The organism is Pseudomonas sp. RGM2987 (genome assembly GCF_022952855.1).
Classification (GTDB): domain Bacteria; phylum Pseudomonadota; class Gammaproteobacteria; order Pseudomonadales; family Pseudomonadaceae; genus Aquipseudomonas.
Genome location: NZ_JALJDX010000214.1, coordinates 1 through 24980, shown reverse-complemented (window position 1 = coordinate 24980; position 24980 = coordinate 1). Strand labels below are relative to the sequence as shown.

General features: G+C 62.1%; 21 protein-coding genes. 13 read left to right on the top strand and 8 right to left on the bottom strand.

From position 1 onward, the window contains the following. The first annotated feature begins 137 nt into the window (after window positions 1-137). From RGM2987_RS20705 to RGM2987_RS20655, 11 genes are all read left to right on the top strand, one after another. On the top strand, window positions 138-977 hold the full coding sequence (locus RGM2987_RS20705; protein WP_245144688.1) for a polysaccharide deacetylase: 840 nt from the start codon (window positions 138-140) through the stop codon (window positions 975-977). Next, window positions 970-1857 carry a polysaccharide deacetylase gene (locus RGM2987_RS20700; protein ID WP_245144687.1) on the top strand — a complete coding sequence of 296 codons (888 nt, stop codon included), beginning with the start codon at window positions 970-972 and terminating at the stop codon, window positions 1855-1857. Before RGM2987_RS20705 ends, RGM2987_RS20700 begins: the two co-directional genes overlap by 8 nt. Next, a complete protein-coding gene (locus RGM2987_RS20695) occupies window positions 1854-3218 on the top strand; it encodes an MmgE/PrpD family protein (protein WP_245144686.1) in 1365 nt (454 codons plus the stop codon). Before RGM2987_RS20700 ends, RGM2987_RS20695 begins: the two co-directional genes overlap by 4 nt. A gap of 68 nt (window positions 3219-3286) precedes the next feature. After that, complete coding sequence (locus RGM2987_RS20690; protein ID WP_245144685.1) at window positions 3287-4465, top strand: MFS transporter; 1179 nt, start codon at window positions 3287-3289, stop codon at window positions 4463-4465. A 172-nt stretch (window positions 4466-4637) separates the two neighbouring features. Next, complete coding sequence (locus tag RGM2987_RS20685; protein WP_245144684.1) at window positions 4638-5924, top strand: DUF1835 domain-containing protein; 1287 nt, start codon at window positions 4638-4640, stop codon at window positions 5922-5924. Window positions 5925-5963: 39 nt separating this feature from the next. After that, on the top strand, window positions 5964-6488 hold the full coding sequence (locus tag RGM2987_RS20680) for a hypothetical protein (protein ID WP_245144683.1): 525 nt from the start codon (window positions 5964-5966) through the stop codon (window positions 6486-6488). Between the two features lie 296 nt (window positions 6489-6784). Then, window positions 6785-7018: a hypothetical protein gene (locus RGM2987_RS20675; protein WP_245144682.1), complete on the top strand. Its 234-nt coding sequence runs from the start codon at window positions 6785-6787 to the stop codon at window positions 7016-7018. A 542-nt stretch (window positions 7019-7560) separates the two neighbouring features. Then, entirely contained in the window at window positions 7561-8217 is a 657-nt protein-coding gene (locus RGM2987_RS20670; RefSeq protein ID WP_245144681.1) for a helix-turn-helix domain-containing protein, read from the top strand. Window positions 8218-8411: 194 nt separating this feature from the next. After that, entirely contained in the window at window positions 8412-9671 is a 1260-nt protein-coding gene (locus RGM2987_RS20665) for an NADH:flavin oxidoreductase/NADH oxidase family protein (protein WP_245144680.1), read from the top strand. A 46-nt stretch (window positions 9672-9717) separates the two neighbouring features. Next, window positions 9718-10563: an alpha/beta hydrolase gene (locus RGM2987_RS20660; protein WP_245144679.1), complete on the top strand. Its 846-nt coding sequence runs from the start codon at window positions 9718-9720 to the stop codon at window positions 10561-10563. Between the two features lie 68 nt (window positions 10564-10631). Then, window positions 10632-11030: a helicase gene (locus tag RGM2987_RS20655; protein WP_245144678.1), complete on the top strand. Its 399-nt coding sequence runs from the start codon at window positions 10632-10634 to the stop codon at window positions 11028-11030. A gap of 63 nt (window positions 11031-11093) precedes the next feature. Here the strand turns inward: RGM2987_RS20655 and RGM2987_RS20650 are convergent, their stop codons facing one another. The 3 genes from RGM2987_RS20650 to RGM2987_RS20640 are packed head-to-tail and all read right to left on the bottom strand — an operon-like array spanning window position 11094 to window position 14074. Beyond that, window positions 11094-11420, bottom strand: coding sequence for a hypothetical protein (locus tag RGM2987_RS20650; RefSeq protein ID WP_245144677.1), 327 nt, complete (start codon window positions 11418-11420; stop codon window positions 11094-11096). Further along, window positions 11417-12781, bottom strand: coding sequence for an acyclic terpene utilization AtuA family protein (locus tag RGM2987_RS20645; protein ID WP_245144676.1), 1365 nt, complete (start codon window positions 12779-12781; stop codon window positions 11417-11419). Before RGM2987_RS20645 ends, RGM2987_RS20650 begins: the two co-directional genes overlap by 4 nt. Next, entirely contained in the window at window positions 12782-14074 is a 1293-nt protein-coding gene (locus RGM2987_RS20640) for a citrate:proton symporter (RefSeq protein ID WP_245144675.1), read from the bottom strand. It lies immediately after the preceding gene. Between the two features lie 131 nt (window positions 14075-14205). On the opposite strand from RGM2987_RS20640, the gene RGM2987_RS20635 reads away from it, so the two are divergent. After that, window positions 14206-15084 carry a LysR family transcriptional regulator gene (locus RGM2987_RS20635; protein WP_245144674.1) on the top strand — a complete coding sequence of 293 codons (879 nt, stop codon included), beginning with the start codon at window positions 14206-14208 and terminating at the stop codon, window positions 15082-15084. A 190-nt stretch (window positions 15085-15274) separates the two neighbouring features. Here RGM2987_RS20635 and RGM2987_RS20630 read toward each other — a convergent pair whose 3' ends face one another. The 5 genes from RGM2987_RS20630 to RGM2987_RS20610 all read right to left on the bottom strand — a co-directional run bounded on the left by RGM2987_RS20630 (window position 15275) and on the right by RGM2987_RS20610 (window position 22799). After that, window positions 15275-17710: an MMPL family transporter gene (locus RGM2987_RS20630; RefSeq protein ID WP_245144673.1), complete on the bottom strand. Its 2436-nt coding sequence runs from the start codon at window positions 17708-17710 to the stop codon at window positions 15275-15277. A 42-nt stretch (window positions 17711-17752) separates the two neighbouring features. Continuing rightward, window positions 17753-18832: a YCF48-related protein gene (locus tag RGM2987_RS20625; protein ID WP_245144672.1), complete on the bottom strand. Its 1080-nt coding sequence runs from the start codon at window positions 18830-18832 to the stop codon at window positions 17753-17755. A gap of 74 nt (window positions 18833-18906) precedes the next feature. Beyond that, the gene (locus RGM2987_RS20620) at window positions 18907-20268 is read right to left on the bottom strand and encodes a DUF1329 domain-containing protein (RefSeq protein WP_245144671.1); all 1362 of its coding nucleotides are present in this window, start codon (window positions 20266-20268) and stop codon (window positions 18907-18909) included. Window positions 20269-20286: 18 nt separating this feature from the next. Further along, window positions 20287-21933, bottom strand: coding sequence for a DUF1302 domain-containing protein (locus RGM2987_RS20615; RefSeq protein WP_245144670.1), 1647 nt, complete (start codon window positions 21931-21933; stop codon window positions 20287-20289). A gap of 98 nt (window positions 21934-22031) precedes the next feature. Continuing rightward, on the bottom strand, window positions 22032-22799 hold the full coding sequence (locus RGM2987_RS20610) for a coniferyl-alcohol dehydrogenase (protein WP_245144669.1): 768 nt from the start codon (window positions 22797-22799) through the stop codon (window positions 22032-22034). Window positions 22800-23071: 272 nt separating this feature from the next. Here RGM2987_RS20610 and RGM2987_RS20605 point away from each other — a divergent pair, with 272 nt between their 5' ends. After that, the gene (locus RGM2987_RS20605) at window positions 23072-24889 is read left to right on the top strand and encodes a sigma-54-dependent Fis family transcriptional regulator (RefSeq protein WP_245144668.1); all 1818 of its coding nucleotides are present in this window, start codon (window positions 23072-23074) and stop codon (window positions 24887-24889) included. Window positions 24890-24980: the final 91 nt, after the last annotated feature.

Below are 24980 nucleotides of genomic sequence, written 5' to 3'. Positions count from 1 at the left end.
CCCCGGCGCCCTGTGGGAGCGGGCTTGCTCGCGAAGGCGTCCGATCAGTCGCTACTGGATTGCCTGGCCCACCGCCTTCGCGAGCAAGCCCGCTCCCACCCGATGGGTGGCGACTTATTGATTGCTGGAGCACAAAGATGTCTCAACCCACCTGGCCCGATGGACACAAAGCCTGCCTCGCGCTGGCCTTCGACCTCGACGGCCCGACTGGCGACGCAATGCTCAACGGCTCGATCTGGCACAAGCCCGAGTACTTCGGCTTCGGTGGCTATGGCCCCTATCGCGCACTGCCACGCCTGCTCGATCTGCTCGACGCGTTCCAGATCCCGACCACTTTCTTCGTCCCGGCCTGGGTCGTGGAAAACTGGCCCAGGCAGTGCCAGGCGATCATTGAGCGCGGACATGAGGTGGCGTACCACGGTTACAAACACGAATCTTTCTACGCCCTGACGCTGGACCAGCAGAAGGCCGTGATGAACAAATCCCGCGAGGTGTTCAGCAACTATCTGAACATCCGCGCAGAGGGCTTTCGCACCCCGTCCGGGGACTGGCGCGCCGAGACCCCGGCCATGTTGGCGCAGGCGGGAGTGATCTATTCCAGCAGCATGCGTGGCGATGACCGTCCCTATCTCGTTAATGTTCCTGGCGTTGATACACCCCTGGTGGAAATCCCCGGCCGCTGGGAGATGGACGACTACGCCTCCCTCGCCTACACCCGTGGCCCGGACTTCCCTTCGGGACTGGACCGTACCGCCAGTTACCAACTGACACTGGACAACTGGTGCCGCGAGTACGACGGCGCAATGAACGAAGGCCTGTGCCTGACCACCCTGTTCCACCCCAAGATCATCGGCAAACCGGGCCGCATCCTGTTGCTGGAAAAACTCTTCGAACACATGCGCCAGCGCGATGACGTGTGGTTCGCCACCTGCCGCGATGTAGCCCGTTGGTGGCTCAAGGAGCATCACCATGGCTGATTCCAAAGTCTGGCCCGACGGCTACCGTTGCGCGGTGGTGGTGACCGTCGACTACAACGACATCCATGGCATTCTTACCCAGGCCCCGGAAGTGGCCGGGCGCGACAAGACCCTGTCGGTCTGGCGCTACGGCAGCCAACGGGGCGTAGAGCGTCTGCTCGGTTTGTTGGCCGAGCTGAAGGTGCCCAGTACCTGGTGCATTCCCGGCATTGTCGGCGAAGAAAACCCCGGGCACATCCAGGCGATCCAGGCCGGTGGGCATGAGATTGCCTGCACCGGTTATCGCCATCAAAACTACGACAACCTGACCCTCGCCGAGCAAACCGCCGACATCGCCAAGGGTTGTGAAGCCTTGGCCCGGCTCACCGGCAAGCATCCGAGCGGTTTCCGGATTCCTGCGGGGAATGGCGCGCCGGGATTCATCCAGGCGCTGCACCAGCAGGGTATCCGCTGGTCTTCGTCGTGGCGCGGCGACGACTTGCCCTTTGCGCACCCAACCGCGCCCGAGGTGATCGAGTTGCCGCTGCACTACGAACTCGAAGACGAACCCTACTTTGCCTTCAACCTCAGCCCCGCCGTGCCACCCGGTCAATCGCGGATCGCCTCGTACAGCCACACCCTGGGCAACCTGCAAATGGACTTCGCCGGCTTCCACCGATTCGGTCTGTGTTATGTGCTGCGTCTGCACCCGGAGATCATCGCTACGCCCGGGCGCATCGGCCTGTTACGGGAACTGCTGGAAGGCATCCAGCAGCATCCGGACGTGTGGCTCGCCACCGCGGGTGAAGTTGCACAGTGGTGGGCAACTGCGGCGGGGGCTGTGACCGAGGACCACCCGGCAGCCGTGTACGAGCGCCATTATCGGACTCAGGGCGTATGAGCACTTGGCAAGGCGTGACGCCCATGGAGCGCTTGGCACAGTTCTGCGTGATGACCCGCTTCGAAGATCTCCCCGCAGCACTGGTAAGCCAGGCCAAGCGGCACATCCTCGATACCTTCTGCGCGGCCCTCGCCGGGGCCGGCAGTGAGGTGGCCAGACAGGCCCAGGCGGTGTTTGCCGCTGAACCGGGCGACACGCCGATCTGGGGCACAGATCGGCGCACCGGCGCTGCCCAGGCTGCGACACTCAATGGCATCGCCGCCCACGCCCTGGAGCTGGACGACACCGGAGGCTGCGATCACTCCGGAGCCGTGGTGTTGCCGGCGGTCATGGCGGCGGTGTCGATGGCTGGCCGCCCGGTGAACGGCCGGGAGTTCATCACGGCAGTGGTGATTGGCTACGAGATCGCCCGCAGGGCGCTGGAAGCCTGTGGCAGTTATTCAGTGCATAACGGCGCCGGCTGGCATTCCACCGCAACCTGCGGCGTGTTTGGCGCAGCGGCAGCCAGTGCACGGATCCTCGGCCTAGACACAGCGCAAACCGTGTCCGCCCTGGGCATCGCCGGCAGCTTCAGCGGCGGCCTGTGGGCTTTTATCCATGACGGCTCCCAAAGCAAAAAACTCCACAGCGGGCGCGCTGCCGAAGGCGGCTTGCTGGCCGCCCGGTTCGCCCAGCAGGGAATCACCGGGCCGAGCCAATTGTTCGAGGACGTCTGGGGCGGGTTTCTCAAGACCCTGGCAGGTAGCACTGCCGTACCTGAGGCACTGGATAAGGACCTGGGCCTCGTCTGGAAACTTGCGCGGTGCTCGATCAAACCCTACGCCGCTTGTCGTGGCACCCACTCGGCGATTGATGCGTTGGGGCTGTTGCTGGCCGAATTGGATGTCGGCGCCGGGCAGATCGAGGACATCCAGGTCACGCTCTGCCAGTTTCTCCAGGACATGTGCGGCGGCCAGGATGTCGCCAGCCTGGCCGCCGCACAGATGAGCCTGCGCTACGCCCTCGCTGCACGATTGGTGCTGGGACATTGCCGCCTGGAGGCCTATGACGATGTACCGCGCAGCGATCGGCGAATAGCGCAGTGGGTTTCACGGATTCGCCTTGAAGTGGACCCGACGTTATCGCAGGATGGCGAGCCCATCGTGAGCGTGCGGACCCAGGACGGTCGGCAAGCCAGCCTCTGCGTGGACATCCCGCTGGGCGCGCCGGGCAATCCGCTGAGCGACGCAGCACTGGAAGAGAAGTTCTTCAGCCTGGCCGGGCGGACTATCACGCAACAACAGGCCCAGGCGTTACTGGCCCGGCTGCAACGTATGGAAACCCTGGAATCAACGGCAGAGTTGCATCAATGGCTGACGTGAACCATCGGCCGCCGGTACAGGCTCTGCCGGCAAACGCTAGCGCATTCGAATAAGGACATTTGTTTCCCGTGGCCACCTACTCCCTCGTGATCCGCCGCTTGATGATCTGCTCGCTGACCATCGTTGTCAGCCGAGCCATTACCAGCCCGTTGCTCACGCTGTTCCTGAGCACCAAGCTGGGCCTCAATCAGCAGGATGTCGGTCTGCTGCTGGGTATCGCGGTGTTCATCGCCACCTTGCTGGCGCTGTATGGTGGCTACGTCATCGACCGGCTGGACAAGCGCCGGTTGCTGATCCTGGCCATGCTTTCCAGCGCCATCGGTTTCGTGCTGCTGACCTTCGCTGAGAACCTCTACCTGACCACCGCCACCCTGGTAGTCACTGAGACCGCCTCGGCGTTGTTCCTGATCGGCTCCAAGGCGATTCTCAGTGAGCAACTGCCGGTGGGCCAACGGGCCAAGGCGTTCTCCTTGCGCTACACCTTGACCAACATCGGCTACGCCACCGGCCCGATGCTCGGCGTGGTGATCGCCGGGGTCTACCCGACAGCGCCGTTTCTGATGGCCGGCGGCATCGCGTTCCTCAGCATTTTCCTGATGAGCGCCATCCCGAAGGACGCCGATCCGGTGCCCGTCATCGGCCAGCCGCCGAGTTTTCTAAAGACCCTGACCACCCTCAAGAACGACCGTACCCTGATCATGTTTACCTGCGGCTGCCTATTCAGCACCGTGGTCCACGGTCGATTCACCCTGTACCTGTCGCAATACCTGCTGGTGACCGAAGACTCGCAACGCGCCCTGCAAACCATGGCCGCCCTGCTCGCCTGCAACGCAGTCAGTGTGATCCTGCTGCAATACCAGATTGGTCGTTTCCTCAAGCGCGAGCAACTGCGCTACTGGATTGCCGGCGGCACCAGCCTGTTCATCCTCGGCTTGATCGGTTTCAGCCTGGCCGATGGCCTGGTGGGCTGGTGCGTGGCGATGTTCATTTTCACCCTGGGCGAGATGATCATCTACCCGGCGGAATTCCTGTTCGTCGACACCCTGGCCCCGGAAGACCTGCGCGGCAGCTACTACGGCGCACAAAACCTGGCGGCCCTCGGCGGCGCCTTGAGCCCGGTGATCTGCGGCTTCCTGCTCCTGCATACCCCCGCGCCGACAATGTTCTATGCCCTTGGCTTGCTGACGGCGATGGGCGGGACGCTGTGTTTCATGGCGGGTCGGCGGGTGACGATGCTGCGGGGATAACACTGCAGTCGACTCACGTCGCCCTTGTCTCATCGCAAGCCTGCCGTTAAAGTCCGACCCTCGGCGTTCGCTACGCCCGCGGTCCGCGCGAAGGGGTTACCCAGGCAGGCTTCCAACATTTTCCGTTCCAGCTCCCGGCTTGTCGGCGGACCGAGCCTCTTGAGGAGTTGGTATGCCCGCTACTTATGCATCACGCCGTGATGGTCTTCTGGATTTATCCGCACTGCGAAAACGTGCCAAACGCCTGCTCAAAGCACTCAAGGCCAATGAGGCTGACGAGACACGCCTACAGCTGCGCGCGCTCGGCTTGCCGGGCCCCGACTATCGCCTCGTCGACACTCAATGGCTCGTCGCCCGAGAGGCCGGTTTTGCCAGTTGGCCCAAGCTGATCGCTCATACCGACGCAGTCTCGTTCGCCGCACGTCACCCAACGTTCGCCGCGACGGGCGAAAGCACCGTCCAGCACTGGCGCTGCGGCAACGACATCGAGCACAGCCTTCGCATCGCAGGCTTCTCAGGCGCGTTTCATATGTTTGACGACCCGATGGTCATGGGGCCTGTGCCCGCGGTGCCTGAAGCTGAGTATTGGTCAATACGCGCCGCTTACCTGCAACAGGCCTTCGGGCTATCCGCGCGCGATATCGAACAGCGCCAGGCGCTGCAGCGTGCGGCACTGTCCCGCTTGCACGGCGATAGCGAACTGGTGTTGTGGTGTGAAGGCGATGCCTATGATCAATTGTTTCTGATTCGAGTCCTGGCGAGTCTCTCCGCCTTGCCCCGTCGGCTGGAACTCATCGAAATAGCCCAGGTGCCGGGCGTGGAGCGGTTCATCGGGCTTGGGCAGCTAGCACCGGACCTTCTCGCCTGGCTGTGGCCACAACGCCGTCGCTTGGGTGACGATGCCTTGGCCCTGGCACGCCTGGCATGGGCTGCCTTCACTGCATCGGACCCAAGCGACTGGGCAACCCTGGCTCGCCAGCATCACCCAGCCTTACCGCTACTTGGGCCCGCCCTTGCGCGGCAGTTGCAGGAGCTTCCGGGCGCTGCCGATGGCTTGAGTCTCACCCAGCGCCTGGCGCTGCGCATTCTCGCCGACCACGGCGAATTGCCCGCTGGGAAAGTGTTCGGCCATCTCATGACGAGTTATGAGCCGCTGCCCTACCTGGGTGACCTGATGTTTTACGCGCTCCTGCGCCCCTTGATCGATGCACCTCGTCCACTGATCACTGAAAAGCCAGGGGACGATTGGCACCAGCGCCTCCTTGAGCTAACGGCCTTGGGTGAGCAAATCCTGCTCGGCCAGTTCAATTGGCTCGATCAGAATCCAACGCCGCGATGGGTCGGTGGCGTGCGTATCGTCGCCGATCAGGCGCCTTGGGTGGTGAGCGTGGATGGGCAGGTCTGGCAGCGTCGTCGATCACCAAAACCGCACGTACACACCGATGTCTCAGGCAGGTAAACTGCGCGCCCGCTGAATATCACACTCAGGATGGACCCTATGAAATCTCGTCTTCTAGGTATGGCCATGGCCGCACTGCTGACGTCTGCTTGCTCGAACTACCAGTACAAATCTTTCGTCGGCAGCGTGGATGATCCGGCGATCCGCGTCCTGGACTTGTCCGATGGAAAGCTGGACGCTCCTGTTGTCTACTTTGACACGACTCAATATCGGGATCTTGGAATACCTTTCCATCGCCTGCTGCTGGCTGTCCGCGTGGATGGTGCCCCGCTACCTTATGCCGGGAAGTATTCAATCCTGGATTACTTCGGCTATCAGGCCATTCGCCTGACTCCAGGTCGCCACTCCATGGAGTGGTGCTGGGTCTCGATGAACAAACTGGGCACCGGTGGAGGTAAATGCGGCTTTGGTGCGCCGGACATCAATTTGGAAGCCGGCAAGCACTATCTCGCGACATGGTCTTCTTCGACATCTGTAAAAGGTGTCTCAGGGTACGAGCAAATGCAGATCAGCATTACCTCCTACGTGCTCGACCGAGACACCAAGACGCAGGTCTATCCCTGAACGCTTAAGGACGCTGCCTGGGCAGGCTTTGAGCCGTGTAACCCTCACGGCGAACAATGCCCTGCCTCATAGCGTTCAATCACTCCATCCATCAGATCCGCCAATATATTGGCGACATTTTTTGCCTGGCAAATAAAAATCCAAATAGTGACGGTTTTCCGACAAAAGGCATCAGTGCGCCATTGCTGGCAATTTGAAGAAAGGCTCATCATCCGCCTGTCATTGCTACTCGTTCAAGCCCGCCAGGGCTGACGCAGGATGCATCAATCGCATCGTTTCGATGGGAGCAAGCCAGGATGATGACCGTCTACATAATGGTGATGACCATTTGCACCGGCGGCGAGGGCTGCATCGAGGAACGCAAGCCAGAACCAACCTATGCGACTAAGGCACTGTGCATGGAGCAGGCTCGGGGCATGGCGCCGCGCAAGGGTGTGAAGTTCAAATGTCGCACCCAGCGGTTGCTGGTTCCTAATCAGACGCCGACCGCAGAAACGGTGGTTTCAACCGGAGCCAAAGGCCCACCCTAGGCGTTTCTTACAGAGCCTGGTCCGAACCGGCAACAAGCCCGCCTTAACCATTGGCAATCAAGCCAACCAGGCTTTATGCCACCGATATAACGTGCCATTTGCGCCACTGCCTTTTCACGATCGCCTCGAAGACATGATGTCTGATCGTGCCTACTTCGGATGCCACCGGAGGCGCTTTACCTTTGGGGCACTTTTCGCGACGAGGACGGCGAGATCTATACCGCCATGCGCCGCATCCCCCTCCTCTACGCACTCAGCCGCGCTCTCTATGTTCGTACCGCGCTTCGTCACCAATCAAAAAACTATACGTTTTATATAGCAACAAAGACTATACGAATAGTATAGTGACCGGGAATTGCACTTCTCATCCAGCGATCGGTAGATGAAAATGGTCGTTACCCCGGCACAGGAAAAGTTCTGCGCGACGCAGCCAGCAATGTTGCCGGCGCCTGGAATATCCATCCATTCCTGCAATCCGACTCTGGCCGGCAGCCCATCCTTTCCCGCACGTTCCGACCGATCCCAATACAGTACAATTGCGCATGACAAACAAAACCTATGGTCAACTTTGCCCCATCGCCCGGTCGCTGGACATTCTGGGCGATCGCTGGACTCTGCTGCTGATTCGCGAGTTTCTATTGGGTCCGAAGCGGTTCAAGGAACTGCTCGCCATCCTGCCGGCAATGGGTACCAATCGACTGTCCGAACGCCTGGCCATGCTGGTACAGAACGGCATCATCCAACAGGTCGCACGCACACCTTCATCCCTACCCGCCTACGAGCTGACAGACTTGGGCGAGCAGCTGCGCAAGCCGATTCTCGCGCTAGGGTCCTGGGGGTTGAAGCTTCCGATCGACGAGCGTATCGATCCGACCAGTGCCCGTGCGGAGCTCATAGCCTTGTGCCTGACAAGCGCGGGCGATCCGAAAGCGAGCGCAGGCTTGCGCGAGGCATACGAATTCCAGGTCGATGCAGAGGTCTTTCACATCCAAGTGAACGACGGCAGCCTGCTGGCACGCTCCGGCCCCAGCGCCGAGCCAGTCGCGGTCAGGGTCCAGTGCGACATGGCAACGTTTCTCGCCTTGGTCCAAGGCCAGGACACCCCGGCCCGGGCGCTACGCGAAGGAGACATCAAGCTGCTGCTGGGCGATCGGCAAGCCTTCACGCGAATGTTCAAAGTTCTCGAGTACAAGCCCTAAGGCTTCAAGCCGTTCCTGACGCGTCCCCACAGCGCGCAAATCGATATGCCCCGGTGAGCGGGGCTTATCCGATCGTACATCCCGATAAAAGACACAGCGGCCCCAAACCTCGCATGCCAGCCCGCCAGCGCAGGTTCGGCCGCCTGTTGCTGCCCGTTATCCAACCTTGATACAGCCCTGAAAGAGAAGTCGCCATGACCGCGTCCGCGCCTGAAGCCAATCTGCTGAGCCAGCCTCTACACCTGCCAAACGGCAGCATCCTTCGCAACCGCCTCGCCAAGGCGGCCATGAGCGAAGTGCTGGGGACCTATGAGAATCGCCCGACCCTGAAGTTGGTCGAGTTGTACCGTCGCTGGTCAGTCTCCGGCATTGGTTTGCTTCTCACTGGAAACGTGATGATCGACCGGCGCGCACTGGGTGAGCCAGGCAACGTAGTGATCGAGGATGAAAGCGACCTGCCCTTGTTGAAGCAATGGGCCAACGCCGCCACCGGGCAGGGAGCGGCCATCTGGGTGCAGCTCAATCACCCCGGCAAACAATCGACCAAAGGCCTGAATAAAAGCAATCTGGCGCCATCGGCTGTTCCTTTTCGCGAGGACATGGCGGCACTTTTCGAGACCCCGCGTGAAGCCACCACGGACGAGATCGAAGAGATCATCCAGCGCTTCGGGCGCAGCGCGGCGATCTGTAAAAAGGCCGGCTTCAGCGGGGTCCAGATCCATGGCGCGCACGGTTATCTGATCAACCAGTTCCTGTCACCGCACCATAACCGACGCACCGATGAATGGGGCGGCAGCGCGCAGAAGCGGCGGCGTTTCGTACTGGCGGTGTACGCAGAGATCCGGCGTCAGGTGGGGGCTGATTTCCCCGTCGGCATCAAGCTCAATTCCGCCGACTTCCAGCGCGGGGGCTTTACCGAAGAGGAGTCCATGGCGACGATTCATGCGCTCGCCGAAGCCGGCATCGACCTGATTGAAATTTCCGGTGGCACCTACGAGGCCCCAGCCATGAGCGGCACCCTGCAAGAAACCAAGAAAGCCTCCACAGTGGCCCGCGAAGCTTACTTCCTCGAGTTTGCCGAGAAGGTCCGCGCCTCGACCCAGGTACCGCTGATGGTCACCGGCGGCTTTCGCAGCGCCGCGGCCATGAACACCGCGCTGCGTTCCGGGGCGCTCGATGTCGTTGGTCTGGCGCGGCTGCTGGCCATCGACCCCGATGCCCCGGCGGCGCTGCTGCGTGGACAAGACAGCCCCCAGCGCGTACGGCCGATCACCACAGGCATCAAGCAGGTCGATCAGATGGGCGTCATGGAAATCTTCTGGTACACGCTGCAACTCAAACGAATTGCCAATGGCGGGGATCCGCGTCCTGACGAAAGCGGGTTATGGGCATTTGTCAAATCCGTGATGAAAAGCGGCTGGGGGACTTTCCGTACGCGACGCCTGCGGGCATGAGCCGATATCCCCAGAAACTGACCCTGACCCTTTGGAAGACGCCAACATGACCGATACCCACCTCACCGCTCCGACCCGTTTCGTGGAGGTCAATGGTGACCAATATGCCTATCGTCGCTTTGGCAACGCAACGGCTGGCCAACCCCCTCTGTTTCTCCTCCAGCATTTTCGCGGTGGCATGGACCATTGGGACCCACTCATGACCGACGGCCTGGCCGCAGGGCGCGAGGTGATCCTCTTCAACGGTCGCGGGATTGCCTCTTCCTCCGGCAAACCACGGACGCGGATCGAGCACATGGCCGACGACGCGGCGGCGGTCATCCGCGCACTGGGCCTGTCTACGGTCGATGTCCTGGGCTTCTCGCTCGGTGGCTTCCAGGCCCAGGACCTGGCGCGGCGCCATCCCGACCTGGTCCGTAAACTGCTGTTGCTCGGCACGGGGCCGCGTGGTGGCAACCCTGATTCAGACCCTGGTGTGCTGCAGGCTGCACCGCGCCCCGTGCCGGTCCTGGAGGACTTTCTATTGCTGTTCTTCGGTCGCTCCGAGGCCGCACGGCAAGCCGGGCGTGAGTTCTGGGAACGTCGCCATCTGCGTGTCGAGCAAGACCCACCCAGCTCCCCCGAAGTGATACAGGCGCAGATCGAAGCCAATATGCATTACCTGCCCAAGCTCGACCCTGACGCTCCGTTTAACCATCTGCGCGAGATCAGGCAGCCGACGTTCATCCTCAACGGCACGAACGACATCATGATCCCCACGGTGAATTCCTGGTACATGGCGCAGAACATCCCGAACGCACAGCTTTTCCTCTACCCCGATGCCGGGCACGGGGCTCAGTTCCAATACCCAGAGCGCTTCCTGAAGCACGCCATTCAATTTCTCAACGAGTAACGACTCGCGCAGCGAACAATGTCGCTCCACAGCGCAAGGTGCCTGCGCACTGCCAAAGGAAGCCTGTCATGCTGAAATTCAAGTTCCTGTTATGGGCGTTGACCAAACTCTTGCAAAAAGCGGTCAGGAACAAGCCTGGTTGCGCCAGCTACATCACCGGCAAGCAACTGATCTTTCAGATCCGGACCCACGACGGAATCGGCCGCTACTTCACCGTCAAGAACGGCGAGATAACGTCTTCTGCCGGCGTGACCCGGAATCCACAGTTCACCCTCTCCTTCCGAAACGCTGCGAAAGGTTTCGCCATCTTGTCTGCAAAGGACGGTAAAGATGCGTTCCTGACAGGACTGCGCACCGAGGATCTGGTGGTCAGCGGTGATTTTGTCGAAGTGATGTGGTTCCAGGGGTTGACTGAATATTTGCAGCCTGGAGAGAGGCCGCAAAAACCAGCCGACGTCTTGATGTAAAGACCTGCGTGATCCGGTGGTCGCTCGTCTTCCACGGGTGGCCACCCGTACAACAAACCACACTCATCTGCCCGGCACATCCAAATCCAACAACGCCGCCCCCAACGCCTTCCCATGCGCATCGAGGGCCAGCGAGCGGGTCACCCCACCGCGCAATACGCCGGGCAGGACGAAATTAAGCGCGTTCACGCCAGGTAACTCATAGCGGCGTATCGTCGGCCCGTGCGGGTCCAGCAGCTCGGCAAAATGTTCGGCCACCCGCTCCACCGTCAACCATTCACACAGCCGTGGATAGTCGTCGGCCTTGAATGCGATCACTGAAATATTCGAGGTATCGCCTTTGTCCCCCGTGCGGGAATGGGCCAGGTTACGCAGTTTAAGTTGGCTCATGGCATGTCCTCCGAATGGATCTGTACGTTGACCGCTTCGCGCGGCAGTAACAGCGAAGCCACCGCCACCACCTGGCGTACCGATTTGCTCGCGCCGCCCCCGCCATAGGGGCCGTTGGTGTAGAGGGTTTCCACTTCGTTGCCGATGCGCACGGCTTCGGCGCGATCGGCGCAACGGGCGGCCACGCGCAGGCGCACTTCCCAGGGTTCACCGCTCGCCCGCGAGCCCAACTCGCTGCCGTGCAAGGCATCGACGCCGATCAGTTCGGCGCGCAGGTCTTCAAACACCACGCCGATCAGTTTCAAGCGCTCCAGCACCACCTCTCGCGCCAGCCGTCCCCGCGCCAAAGCGCCCGGTCCGCCGTAGGACATCTGGCCTTCGCCGATCCAGCCATCGAGGTAACCCACCGACACCTTGAGCGATGCCGGCCGCTCCCGGCCCTCGGCGCCTTGGGCCAGGACCTGGTCCGGCCCTTGGAGCGTGAACGACACGCCGGAAAAATCCGCACTGACATCCGGTGTGAGGTACGCGGCCGGGTCATGCACTTCATAAATCAATTGCTCGGTACAGGTCGCCGTATCGATGCGCCCACCTGAGCCTGGGACCTTGCTGATCACCGCACGCCCCGTTGCGTCCACTTCGGCGAGGGGAAAGCCAAGGCGCGCCAGGTCCGGCACGTCCTTGAACCCCGGGTCGGCAAAGTAGCCACCGCTGATCTGGCCCGCGCATTCAAGCAAGTGCCCGACCAGTGTGCCGCGCCCCAACAGCGTCCAATCGTCCACAGCCCAACCGAACTCAAACATCTGCGGCGCCAGGAACAGCGACGGGTCTGCTACCCGTCCGGTGATCACCACGTCGGCATCGGCCTGCAAGGCTTCGATGATACCGTCGACCCCTAGGTAGGCATTGGCAGAGATCAAACGCTCGCCCAACGCTGCCAACGTCATGCCGTTATCCAGTGTCTGAGTCGGATCATCCAGCAGTCTCGCCAGCACATCATCACCTGTCACAGCGATCACTTTAAGCCCCGGCAAGCCCAGTTGGCGGGCGATGCGCCGCACTTCCTGCGCCGCGCCCTGGGGGTTGGCCGCGCCCATGTTGGTGATCACCCGCAAGCGACGTCGCCGACCATCGGCACCACGCCCGACAAAGGGCAGCACCCGACGCATGCGCTCGCTCAACAGTGGATCGTAGCCCGCCTGCGGATCGAGCAACCGTGCCTGCTGCGCCAAGGCAATGGTGCGCTCGGCCAGGCATTCGAACACCAGGTAATCCAGTTCGCCGTGCTCGGCCAGTTCGATCGCCGGCTCGATGCGATCGCCGGAATAACCGGCACCGGAGCCGATGCGTAAGGTTTTCATTCAAAAGACTCCAATGAGCAGCGCCGTCAGCGTCATCAATACCGAGGCGGCGAACAGGAAAGGAATGGTGAAGCGCTGGTGGTCGGCCAGTTCGATCTTGCACAGCCCAACCAGCAGGAAGGTCGCCGGGGTCAGCGGGCTGACCGGGAAGCCGGTGGTATGCACGCCCAACAACGAGGCCTGGGCCACTTGCAACGGGTCAACGCCCAGGGAGCGACCGACTTCAGCCACCACCGGCATCACGCCAAAATAGAAGGAGTCCGGATCGAACAGCAGGCTCAGGGGCATGGAGATGAAACCCACGACCATCGGAATCAACTTGCCGTGCCCAGCGGGAATCTGCGCTACAGCCACCTCGGCCATGGCCTTGAGCATGCCGCTGCCCTGCATGATCCCGGTGAACACCCCGGCGGCCAGGAGAATGCTGGCCATCGTCAGAGCGGTTTTTGCGTGGGCGTCGATACGTGCCCGTTGCGCGTCGACGTTCGGGTAGTTGATACACAACGCCAACACCGTACCGAGCATGAACATCACCACCGGATCGACCACCCCGGCAATCATCACGCCCATGACCACGACAGTGAGCACCAGGTTGACCCAAAACAGGCGCGGCTTGCGCAGGGCGACTTCCGCCTCGGTCAGCACCCGTTGTGGCATCACTTCCACCGCTGCGCCAGCGCCCAGGCCCAGGCGTTTTTCTTCGCGACGGCCAAGGAACCAGGCGCAGGCAAAGACGAACGCCAGGCCAAAGATCTGCACCGCAATCAACGGCTGGAACAACTCGGCCACCGGCACGTGCAGGGCCGCCGAGGAGCGCAGGACAGGGCCGGTCCAGGGCAGAAAGTTGACCCCGGCGGCCATCGCCGTGACACAGGCCAGGATCCGCTTATCCATCCCCAGCCGCGTGTACAGCGGCAGCATGGCCGGAATGGTTACCAGGAAGGTCACCGCTCCGGAACCGTCCAGATGCACCAGCAACGCCAATAGCGCGGTGCCCACGACAATGCGCGTCGGGCGGGTACCGACGCGTTTGAGAATGCGGTCAATGATCGGGTCAAGCATGCCGGCGTCGGTCATGACGCCAAAGAACAGAATCGCGAACACGAACATCCCGACCACTGGGGCGACGTTCTTGATGCCGGTAATGATGAATGTACTGGTTTGCAGACCGAAACCGCCAAGCAGCGCGGCAATGATCGGCAACGCGATCAACGCGACCAGGGGTGACAGGCGCTTGCTCATCACGCAGGCGAGCAAACAGAGGATGGTGACGACACCGAGTGTGGCAAGCATAGGGAGGTCCTGTTCGGCATCTCTGTTCGCGGTGGCGATGAAATGCGCTGTTGTTGTTTTCACCGAGTATTGGAATTGCCGGTATTCTTTGTAAATTGAAATGTTCGGCGGTCTGTATTCGGAAAAACAAAATGAAGAACTCTATCCAGCACATTCGCGCGTTCCTGGTCGTGGCGCAGACCGGCAGCTTTGCCAAGGCAGCGGCGGCGCTGAACCTGTCGCCTTCAGCGCTGACGGTGCAGATTCAGCAATTGGAAGACTGGCTTGGCGTCGCCCTGCTCGAACGCAGCCCGCGGCATGTGGCATTGACCAGCGCCGGGCAGAACAACCTGCTGCCCATGGAGAAACTGCTGCTGGACCTGGACAACATCGTCAGCGCCTCCCGGGACCTGGCGGCGTTGAGGCGGGGCGTGGTGAGCATCGCCGCCCTGCCCTCGCTGTGCGCCGGCGCGCTGCCGCCGTTGTTGAAAGACTTCCGTGAGCAGTTTCCCGGGATTGAAGTGCGCCTGCGGGACGTGGTGGCCCGGCGCATCGACCTGCTGGTGCGCGACGGCGAAGTGGATTTTGGCCTCGGCGTACAGGCTCGGACCCATTATGGATTGGAGTTCCAGACGGTACTGGAGGATCGGCTCTGCCTATTCGTCCCCGCCGATCACCCGTTGGCCCGGCTCCGCACGATCAAGCTGAATCAGCTGACGACTCAACCGATCATCCTCACCGGGCGTGACAGCAGCGTTCGAGAGTTGGTCGAGCAACTGTTCGCCGACGCCAGCCTGCAGCTATCGCCTGGACTTGAAGCCAACTACATGTCGACGGTCCTGGCACTGGTGCGCCAGGGCCTGGGGGTGAGCTTGCTGCCGGAGTCGGCGGACGATGCCCGGGAGGGGCTGGTCAAAGTGCCGGTGGACCATCCGGGCGTTACCCGCCAGATCGGCTTGATCACCCGCACCGGCCAGACCCTGTCGCCGGCCGCCGAGCAGTTCATCGCGATGCTCAAGGATTTTTTCTGAGGGCTTGGCTCAAGGCTGCTTCCTATACGTTCCGGTGAAAGCTTCTTGAGCGTCCGACCTGTTCACCACCCACCCCGTGGCGAGGGAGCTTGCTCCCGCTCGGGTGCGCAGCAGCCGCAAAAAAGCGGGGCCGCTACGCAGCCCAGCGGGAGCAAGCTCCCTCGCCACGGAATCAGCGCGGTGCGTATGTTCACCCCTGCGCAACGGACTGCAACGCCCCACACGCTTCAGGCTTTTTTGCAAAGAGCCGCTCAGGCAAAAGGAAATACGCCAACGCAGGGAGCAGGATCAGCGCACCCAGCATGTTCACCAGGAACATGAAGGCCAACAGAATACCCATGTCCGCCTGGAACTTGATCGGTGACCAGGCCCAGGTTGCTACTGCGATCGCCAGGGTGATGCCGGTCAGCAGCACCACCTTGCCGGTGAACAGCAACGCCCGGTAATAGGCCTCGGACAGCGAGGCACCGGCGCGCATGTGCGCCAGGATGATGCTCAACACGTAGAGTGCGTAGTCCACGCCGATCCCCACGCCCAGGGCGATGACTGGCAACGTCGCCACCTTGACGCCCATGCCGAGGCCGACCATCAGCGCCTCGCACAGAATCGACGTCAGCACCAGCGGTAACACTGCGGCCAAGACCGCGCGCCAGGAACGGAAGGTTACCCAACACAACAGGATCACCGCCCCGTAGACCCAGAACAGCATCTCGCGCATGGCCTTTTTCACCACGATGTTGGTGGCGGCCTCGATCCCGGCGCTGCCGGCCGCCAGCATGAACTTGACCTCAGGCAAGTGCTGCTTGGCGATGAATGCCTCGCTGGTCTCGACCACCCGCTGCAACGTGTCGGCCTTGTGGTCGGCCAGATACACATACAGCGAGAGCAATGAACAGCCCTGGTTGAACAGCTCTCGCGGCGCACGGGTTTGCACCGCGCCCAAGGCGCCATCGTTGGGAATCAGTTCATACCACTTGAAGTTACCCTCGTTATAACCGGCGGCAGCGATTTTGCTCAGGGCCGCCATGGAGTTGGTGGATTCGACGCCCGGCAGTTGCTCCAGTTGCCAGGCCAGGGAGTCGACCGCGGCCAGGGTCGGATAGCGCGTGCACTGGTCTTCCGGGGTCTTGACCATGACCACGAAGATGTCCGAGCTGGCCGCGTAGTTTTGCGTCATGAACGCCGCATCACGGTTGTAGCGTGAGTCCGGGCGCAGCTCCGGCGCACCGGGATCCAGGTCGCCCACCTTGAGATGCAGGCTGACGGCAAAACCGCCGACCGCCAGGGCCAGACCGACCAGGCAAGCAGCCGTCGCCCAGGCGCGCCGGGTAAACAGATCGAGAAAACTCCACAGCGGATGCTTGACGTTTGCGGTCAATTCGGCGGTTTCCGCCCGCAGGCTGCGTGCGGCGGCCTGGGCGCCTACGCCGATATAGCTGAGCAGGATCGGCAGCAGGATCAGGTTGGTGAAAATCAACACTGCCACGCCGATGCTGGCGGTAATCGCCAGGTCCTGGATCACCTGGATCTTGATTACCATCAGCACGGCGAACCCCACCGCGTCACAGAGCAGCGCGGTCATGCCAGCGGCGAACAGGCGGCGAAAGGTATAGCGTGCGGCAACCACCCGATGGGTGCCGCGACCGATGTCCTGCATGATCCCGTTCATCTTCTGCGCACCGTGGCTCATGCCGATGGCAAACACCAAAAACGGCACCAGCGCCGAGTACGGGTCCAGGTCGTAACCCAGGGTCGCGAGCAGGCCGATTTGCCAGAGCACCGCCACCAGGGAACAGAGCACCACCAGTGCAGTGCTGCGGGCGCAACGGGTGTACCAATAGAGCACCGCCACCGTCACCAGCACGGCGATGACGAAGAACAGCAGCACCTGGGACAATCCGGCGATCAGGTCGCCGATGATCTTGGTGAAACCGGTGATGTGGATCTGGATCCGCTCGCTCTGGTATTTGTCGCGCAGTGCCTCCAGTTGCCGGGAGAATTCGCCAGCGTCCAACGCCTTGCCGGTCGCCGGATTGATTTCCAGCAGCGGCACGAAGATCACGCTGGATTGGAAGTTGCCGGCCACCAGTTGCCCGATCTCACCAGAGCGCGCGACGTTGGTGCGCACCTGTTCCAGGCTGGCCGGCGACCCGTCGTAGCCGTCCGGAATCACCGTGCCGCCATCCAACCCATCCTCGGTCACGGCGGTCCAGCGCGTGGTCGGCGTCCACAGAGATTTCATGTAGGGTTTGTCGACGCCCGGCAGCAGGTAGATCTCGTCGTTGAGCTTGGCCAGGATGTCCAGATAGTCCTTGTCGAAAATACTGCCGTCCTTGACCGCCACCGCGATGCGGATCGAGTTGCCGAGACCGCTCAGCTCACTGCGCTGCTCAAGGAAGTTGGCGACGTAGGGATGGGAAGTCGGAATCGTTTTTTCGAAACTGGCGTTGAGGCCGATCTTGCTGGCCTGGAAGCCCAGCACCAGGGTCGCCAGCAGACACAGGAGAATGACCCATGGCCGGTGGTTGAAGATCGCACGTTCACCGAGGTTGCCGGAGTGCGAATCGAAATCTTCCAGGCGGGCGATCACGACTTGCTGTTCGAGGGAGAGATTAGGGTTATTCACGTCATGCTCCGCATACGGCCCGCGAGGGCTCAGGCAAGTTGTTCAGCGTTGCGCCGAGAAAAGATCGGGATTGAGCCGGTTCAGTCCGCTCAGTCCGACGCAAATCAGGCTGCCATCGGGCGCGGCCGCCAGCCCGGCAATCGAGGTGCCGATCGGAGCGGCCAGGGGATGGAATCGGCTTCCCCGTCCGGCGCTGAGCAGAAGGTCACCGGCCTGGCTGGCCAGCACCAGCGCGCCATCGGCCAAGGGCGTCGCGGCTGACATCGCCACCTCCAGGCCCGTGTCGATGGACCGCCAACTGGCGCCCTGGTCACCCGACCAGAACACATTGCCGCGCAGACCGAACGCCACCAACTCGCCGCGGGCATTGCCTTGCAGGCCGAAGAAACTGCCGGCGTAGGGTGAGTCGAGCGCTTGGAAACTGTGCCCGTTGTCGCTCGATCGCAGCAGCAAACCACGCTCGCCGACTATGAACAGCCCACTGCCGGCAGCGCGAATGCCATACAGGTTCAGGCCCTCGGGGTTGTCCAACTGATGCATCCAGGGCTGCCAGCTCAGGCCGCCGTCCGCCGTGCGCAGGATCAAGCCGTAGGCACCGACCACGTAGCCGTTGCGCAGGTCGCTGAAGTACAGGTCGAGAAATGGCTTGTCGGGGCCGTCAGCTACCAGCCGTTCGGCGTCGCTGAGGCGCTGGGCGTCACCGCTTTGCTGTGCCAGTCCCAACGCCAACTGCGCGACCTCGATGCCGTCGAGCTGCTTGCCCCAGGTTTCGCCGCCATCGGTGCTGTGCAGCACCACGCCCATGTGCCCGACCGCCCAGCCCTCTTCGGCGCTGACAAACTGCACGGCCGTCAGGCTGATGCTGACCGGAACCTGGGCTTGGCGCCAGGTCTTGCCCGAGTCATCCGAGAGCAGCACGATGCCTCGCTCGCCCACGGCCACCAACCGTTCTCCGGCGCGGGTTACCGCCAGCAACACTGCATGGCGGGCCTTGGCGCTCTGCATGGCCGGCTGGTCGAGCAGCGCAATCCCCGGATTGGCCACGGCCGCGCCGCACGCCAGAAGAAACGTCAGCGCTAGGGCCGCCGACAGGGCCCGTGCGAGTGAAAATTTACCGATCATGTGCGCTCCAACCCACCAGGAAATTTAGCCAAACGCCACGCGCCGATGCCGAGCCCGGCGCGTGGTACGGTGCCTCAGCGCAAACTGTCGTTAGCCATGGCATCCGGCGTGAAGAACGACGCCGGCGGACGCGGATAGCTCTGGTACTGCACGTCCAGGTCGTTGGCCGAGGAGTTCAGGAAGTACGCGCCGGTTTCCAGGTTGTAGCTGCCCCACGACATCTGTGCGGTGAGCACGGGCATTTCAGGCGCCAGCAGAGTCAGCGAGTAGTTGTGGCGCCCCAATTTGCCCTGGGCGTCGTAACCATCGACCAGCAGCACTTGCCAGGAGTCCTCGTCCACGTAATAGGTACGCTTTGGCACCACATGACGCTTGCCATCCTTGAGCGTAGCGCTCACCACCCAAACCCGGTGCTTCTCCCAGCGCACCAGATCGGGGTTCAGGAAGCCCGGTTTAACCAGGTCATCGCTCTTCGCCGCGGCCGCACGGTTGTTGTTGTAAGGCACCAACAGCTCTTTCTTGCCCACCAGTTTCAGATCGTGTCGGTCGGTCGGACCGAAGATCATGAAAGCCTCGTCGAAAAAGCCGACGCCGGAGGTGACGAAGTCCGGGGTGTCGTAGGCAATGTTCGGCGCACGGCGCACCCGCCGCTGGCCGACCAGATACTGCCAGGCGGCGCGTTTGCCCGGATCCATGTCCCAGTGCGTCATCAGGCCCTCACCGGCCTTGGAGGATGGCAGCTCGGTGGCCAACTTGCCGATCAGGAACTTGCCGCCGAACGTCTCGAGGCTGCCCTCTTTGAAGTAGTAAGGAGCCTGATACCAGAAACGTGCCCGGGTCGCCTGGATCTTCTTGCCGCCAGCGGTCATCAACCAGGTGTCGAACGGCGAGTAGAACGTATCGGCGCCCTGCCAGGACAGCCGATAGTTCCACAGCGCCTCGGTGCCGTTCTGCGGCAATGGGAACGGAATCCCGCCATAGGCACCGTCGACTTTCTCGGTTTCCACATCCACCGTGGCACGGGTCGCGTTCTTCAGGGTGTTGTCATATACCCATTGCGGCGCCGCGGCACTGCGGTGGGTCGGATAGACGTCCAGGCGATAGCCCGGATACTTCTGCATCAAGGCTTTGGTGCCATCGGCCAACTGGTCGGCATACTGCGCCATGTTTGCAGCGCTGACCGTGTACAGCGGCTTGTCGGCGGCGAACGGATCGGCGCGTTTGTCGCCGTTCTTGTAGCCGGCCGGCACCTGGGTATAGCCGCCGGTCCATGGCGGGATGCTGCCGTCCTTGTTGCCGGCACGCTCGGCGCCCATGGGTGTCAGGTCTTTGTTCAGCCGTGCGGCCTGCTCAGGCGAAACCGCCGCCTGCACGAGTCCAGCACTTAGCAACGCAACGGTCAGGGCCGAAATACGCAAGGAAAATTGGCTTTGCATAGAGAATGAAGCCTCTTATTAGAATGTGGTTTTCACGTACATGGAGACGAAGTCACGGTCGGCCAGGGACTGCGCATAGCTGAAGTTGCCGTCCTCGCGCAGGCCTGCCGCGGTCTTGCCGAAGAAATTCACGTAGTTGATGCCAAAGTCCCAGCGTTGCAGGTAGGTGGCCTTGACCCCAACGCTCCAGTCGCCGGCGTGGGAGTTGCCGAAACCACCCTTGCTGACGGCCGAGGAGCGACCGTCGAGGCCTACGCCAAAACCCACTGGTACGCTCAGGTCGAGACCGTCGGCCACCTGGAAGTACGCAGGTTCTGCCAGCACTCGCAGCGCAGTGGCATCGCGGGTGGTGTTGGGGTCCAATGCGCCAGGGTTGTCGGTCACGCTGAGGGTGCGGTTCCAGGCCAGTTCGGCGAGTACCGAGCCACCGTCCCACAGTGAACCGGGCGACAGCAGGTAAATCGTCGACAGGTTGACGTGCGCGGTCTTGCCCTTGGCGTAGAGCGCATCGCCGCTGTTGTCCGCCGCGGTGCCTGGCGTCACTACCTGCAGGTTGCTCACCAGAGGCGCATCCCAACGCACCGAGGTTTCGCCAGCGAAGTTGAACGGGCCGTAGGCCGTGGAGAAACTGGCGCCAACGGTTTTGATGTCTTCGGCGTAGACCTGGCGATAGGCACTCAGGATCGGCAGTCCGGTGGCGGCCGCCGCCGCACCGTCCAGGTAGGCATACAGCGCACTTGGCGTCTTGTCGTGATACTTGGCGGCGTAGAAGCCCAGTTCCACTTCAGTGCCTTCAGGCTTGAAGCGCAATTGCATGCCGCCTTGCCCCGAGTTCCTGGCCTCGATATCGGACGCATGGACGGTGGTGTTGCCAAACACTTCGGTCCAGTCGCCAGCCCCTTTGCCGATGCCATCGTTATCGCTCAGGTAGCTGCCCGCCCCCGGCACGTTGGAACGTTCCCACTCGAACTGATAGTAGGCGCCAACGGACAACTGCGGGTTGATCTGCAACTGTCCGGACACCTGGTTGACCGGACGCAGGATCTCCTTGAACTGGGTCCCCGGCACGCTGAGCAGCTTGACGACGTCGGTGGGCCCTTGCGCAGCGGCAATGCCGTTGCTGCCGTAGAACAGGCTCTCACCGTAGATCAGGCTGTGCCGCCCCAGGCGCACGGTGCCCTGGCTCGCATCGCCGACATTGCCACGCAGAAACACAAAGGCATCCAGCAGCTCGGCGTCGCGCCCATGCAGTTCGCGGGTATCGTCGAGAAAATGCGGGTTCGCGCTGTCGTCGGTGTCCCTGTTATAGACATCGTCGTACCACGCCGCGCCGCTGAGGCGCAGGCCGTAGTTTTCCTTGCTCAGGTCCATCTCACTGAACAGGTCCAAGCGGTTGGAGACCAGGCCACGACTGAAGTTCTTGTCACCCTGGCTCTGGATCGATGGATACAGGCCGCCCGCCGTCGGCGCGTTGGTCAGGTGGTCGTCGGCGCCCTGCAGACGCCAGGCCTGGCTGTACTTGATGGTGTTGTCCCAGCGCAGGCGCCAGTCACTGTCGCCCAGGTCGATCTGCGCGGCCTGGGCCTGGGAAGCCAGGCCAGCGAGGCAAGCCGAAAGAGCCAAGGCGGAACGCTTGAAGCCCGGGTAGCATCGAGAGTTGTGCATGGTGTTCCTCATTGTTCTTGTTGTGTGGAAGCAGCTTTTCTTGCAAAAATCGATCGGCAACGAGCCGCCCGCAAAATGCGCAGGCGATGGTTCCTTGTTCAGATGTAGGTAGAGGCCAGCCCCCCATCGACCGGCAGGTTGATGCCATTGATCCAGCGCGACTCATCAGCGCACAGGAAAGCAATGGCGACGGCCACTTCATCGGCGTAGGCCGGGCGCTTCATGCGGTGGGCATCGGCATCGACGCGCTCCTGGCCGAGCATGCTGACGAAATCACCGAGAATGGGCGTGAACACCGGCCCCGGCGCCACGCTGTTCATGCGCACCGACGTTTCCATGAACCAGGGCTGGGCCTGCAGATAGGTCCAGACGATCAGGGCTTCCTTGAAATACTGATAGCAGCTCTCCGGGGGCACCGGGTGCTGGGCCAGCCATGCCTGGCCCTGGAAAAAGCCCTCGATACGGGCCAATTCCTTGTGCAGGTCCAGGCGCTGCGGCCATTGCGCACCGAGAATCGACGTCACGTTGACGATGCTGCCACCCTCGTTGATCCGCGGCAGCGTCGCCGCGCAGAGATGGCGCAGGCCCAGGTAATTGACGTAGGCAACGAGCCGCGGATCGGCCGTGCCGGGCACCCCGGCAATATTGCACAGCCCGTCGATATGTTCCGGCAGCTGGCGCACCGCCTCGTCGATCGCCTCGGGATGGCTGAGGTCGGCCTGGATAAACCCGTCCAGGCTCAGGCTGGGTTCGTTGCGGTCCATGCCGATCACGATGGCTCCGCGAGCACGCAGGGCCCTGGCTGTTTCGGCGCCGATACCCGAGGAGACCCCGGTCACGACGATCTTCTTATTGGTCAGCTTCATACGGGTTTCCCGGTTGGTGCTTGTGCGACCCCGCACGAGGGCTGCCAAGCCATATTGTTATTTGCCGAATTAGTTAAGCTCGGTAACTAGTTTTAGCAAGCGATATGCCATCTATCGGCAATAGCCCGTCAACCGCTCAAGCACGCGGCATGCAAACCATTTCGGTGATTTCCCTGCTGGCAATGAAGGATCTGACGTGCAAAAAAAGTGATGATTTGATGAATTTCATGCTGCACTATGCGGACTATGGTTACTTCTCTTAAGGATTCCCCATGGCAGATAAGTTGATTTCCCTGGCCGAACTCGCCGGTGGAGTCCCGAAGAAGCCCGTGCGTGGCGCCAGCGAGCAGTTACCTCCGGGCGCCTCGCCGACCTTGCAGGATCTGACCGAGTGCCTGATGTTCAGCCCCGGCGACGGGCGCATCTGGCTGAACGGCGCGCGCATGCTGCTGATGCACAGCAGTGGGATCGGTGCGCTGCGCCGGGAATTGATCGAAAGCATGGGCCTGGCCCGCGCCCGCGGCATCATGCTGCGCACCGGCTACCATTGCGGCGCCCGGGACGCGGCACTGATCAAGGAGCGCTTCCCCGAAGCCGACTTCCTGGCGCTGTTCGCCGCCGGCCCGATCATCCACGCCATTGAAGGCGCGGTGAAAGTCGAGCCGGTGCACTTCGAATTCGATATGAACCTGGGCACCTACTACGGCGAATTCCTCTGGCACCACTCCAGCGAGGATGATGAGCACATCGCCCAGTTCGGCATCGGCACCGAACCGGCCTGCTGGATGCAGACCGGCTACGCCACTGGGTACACCTCGGCCATGGTCGGCCGGCTGATTCTCTATCAAGAGGTCGAATGCCGGTCCACCGGATCGAGTATCTGCCGGTTGATCGGTAAGCCCGCCGAGGAATGGGACAACGCCGAAGAAATCCTCGCTGACCTCAATGCCGAACCCTTTGTCAGCAGTGGCGGACATGGCGCCACCGCTCGCAGCCAAGGCGACAAAGGCGCGCTGCCGGCTGATCTGCAGGCTTGCAGACCGGCCCAGGACGGCGACATGGTTGGCATCTCGTCGGCCTTCAACGCGGCCTGCCACATGCTGCGACGGGTCGCGCCCACCCAGGCGACGGTGCTGTTCACGGGTGAGTCCGGGGTCGGCAAGGAAATGTTCGCCCGGATGCTGCACCGCATCAGCCCGCGTCACGACGAGCCCTTTGTCGCCATCAATTGCGCGGCCATTCCGGAAAACCTGATGGAGTCGGAACTGTTCGGGGTTGAGCGCGGGGCCTTCACCGGCGCCACGCAATCACGGGCCGGACGCTTTGAGCGCGCCGACGGCGGCACGCTGTTTCTCGACGAAATCGCCACCCTCAGCCTGGTCGCCCAAGGCAAATTGCTGCGAGCCTTGCAGGAAGGCGAGATCGAACGGGTCGGCGGCAGTCGCACACTGAAGGTGAATGTGCGGGTGGTCGCGGCGACCAACGTCGATTTGCGTGCCGCCGCCCAGCGCGGTGAGTTTCGCGAGGACTTGTTCTTCCGCCTGAATGTCTTTCCGATCCACCTGCCACCGCTGCGCGAACGTAAGGAAGACATTCCACTGCTGATGACACATTTCCTGCAGCGCTTCACCCAGCTCCATGGCCGCCATATCAGCGGCTTCACTCCCCGCACCGCCGACACCCTGCTGGCTTATGACTTCCCGGGCAACATCCGGGAATTGCAGAACCTGGTGGAGCGTGGCGTGATCAGCGCCCCCGATGGCGGAGCCATCGACCTGGCCCACTTGTTCACCAGTGGCGAACGGTTGGCCCAGCCGATGTTCTCCATCGGCAATCGCGGTCAACTGGCGGCGGCAACCAATGACCCGGCACCGGACACCCGCACGCCCGCGGCTCCAGGCAATGACGCCATCCAGGCGTTGTTCGGTGGCAGGGACCTGAGCCGGTTATCGCTGCAGGAGATCGAGGACACGATGATCGATCATTGCCTGCGCGAAGTGAAAGGCAACGTCTCCGAAGCGGCCCGGCGCCTGGGCCTGACTCGTGCGCAGCTTTCGTATCGCCTGTCACGGCGTTTGGATGCTGAATAACGCGAATAACCCACGATCCCCTGTGGGAGCGGGCTTGCTCGCGAAGGCGGTGTGTCAGTCGATACCATCAATAGCTGACCGATCGCTTTCG

Bases quoted from the DNA above. Each gene is read 5' to 3' on its own strand.
- RGM2987_RS20695 (WP_245144686.1), top strand. From the start codon at position 1,854: ATGAGCACTTGGCAAGGCGTGACGCCCATGGAGCGCTTGGCACAGTTC.
- RGM2987_RS20635 (WP_245144674.1), top strand. From the start codon at position 14,206: ATGAAGAACTCTATCCAGCACATTCGCGCGTTCCTGGTCGTGGCGCAG.
- RGM2987_RS20645 (WP_245144676.1), bottom strand. From the start codon at position 12,781: ATGAAAACCTTACGCATCGGCTCCGGTGCCGGTTATTCCGGCGATCGC.
- RGM2987_RS20640 (WP_245144675.1), bottom strand. From the start codon at position 14,074: ATGCTTGCCACACTCGGTGTCGTCACCATCCTCTGTTTGCTCGCCTGC.
- RGM2987_RS20655 (WP_245144678.1), top strand. From the start codon at position 10,632: ATGCTGAAATTCAAGTTCCTGTTATGGGCGTTGACCAAACTCTTGCAA.
- RGM2987_RS20665 (WP_245144680.1), top strand. From the start codon at position 8,412: ATGACCGCGTCCGCGCCTGAAGCCAATCTGCTGAGCCAGCCTCTACAC.
- RGM2987_RS20615 (WP_245144670.1), bottom strand. From the start codon at position 21,933: ATGCACAACTCTCGATGCTACCCGGGCTTCAAGCGTTCCGCCTTGGCT.
- RGM2987_RS20685 (WP_245144684.1), top strand. From the start codon at position 4,638: ATGCCCGCTACTTATGCATCACGCCGTGATGGTCTTCTGGATTTATCC.
- RGM2987_RS20675 (WP_245144682.1), top strand. From the start codon at position 6,785: ATGATGACCGTCTACATAATGGTGATGACCATTTGCACCGGCGGCGAG.
- RGM2987_RS20650 (WP_245144677.1), bottom strand. From the start codon at position 11,420: ATGAGCCAACTTAAACTGCGTAACCTGGCCCATTCCCGCACGGGGGAC.
- RGM2987_RS20680 (WP_245144683.1), top strand. From the start codon at position 5,964: ATGAAATCTCGTCTTCTAGGTATGGCCATGGCCGCACTGCTGACGTCT.
- RGM2987_RS20620 (WP_245144671.1), bottom strand. From the start codon at position 20,268: ATGCAAAGCCAATTTTCCTTGCGTATTTCGGCCCTGACCGTTGCGTTG.
- RGM2987_RS20610 (WP_245144669.1), bottom strand. From the start codon at position 22,799: ATGAAGCTGACCAATAAGAAGATCGTCGTGACCGGGGTCTCCTCGGGT.
- RGM2987_RS20660 (WP_245144679.1), top strand. From the start codon at position 9,718: ATGACCGATACCCACCTCACCGCTCCGACCCGTTTCGTGGAGGTCAAT.
- RGM2987_RS20605 (WP_245144668.1), top strand. From the start codon at position 23,072: ATGGCAGATAAGTTGATTTCCCTGGCCGAACTCGCCGGTGGAGTCCCG.
- RGM2987_RS20700 (WP_245144687.1), top strand. From the start codon at position 970: ATGGCTGATTCCAAAGTCTGGCCCGACGGCTACCGTTGCGCGGTGGTG.
- RGM2987_RS20625 (WP_245144672.1), bottom strand. From the start codon at position 18,832: ATGATCGGTAAATTTTCACTCGCACGGGCCCTGTCGGCGGCCCTAGCG.
- RGM2987_RS20670 (WP_245144681.1), top strand. From the start codon at position 7,561: ATGACAAACAAAACCTATGGTCAACTTTGCCCCATCGCCCGGTCGCTG.
- RGM2987_RS20705 (WP_245144688.1), top strand. From the start codon at position 138: ATGTCTCAACCCACCTGGCCCGATGGACACAAAGCCTGCCTCGCGCTG.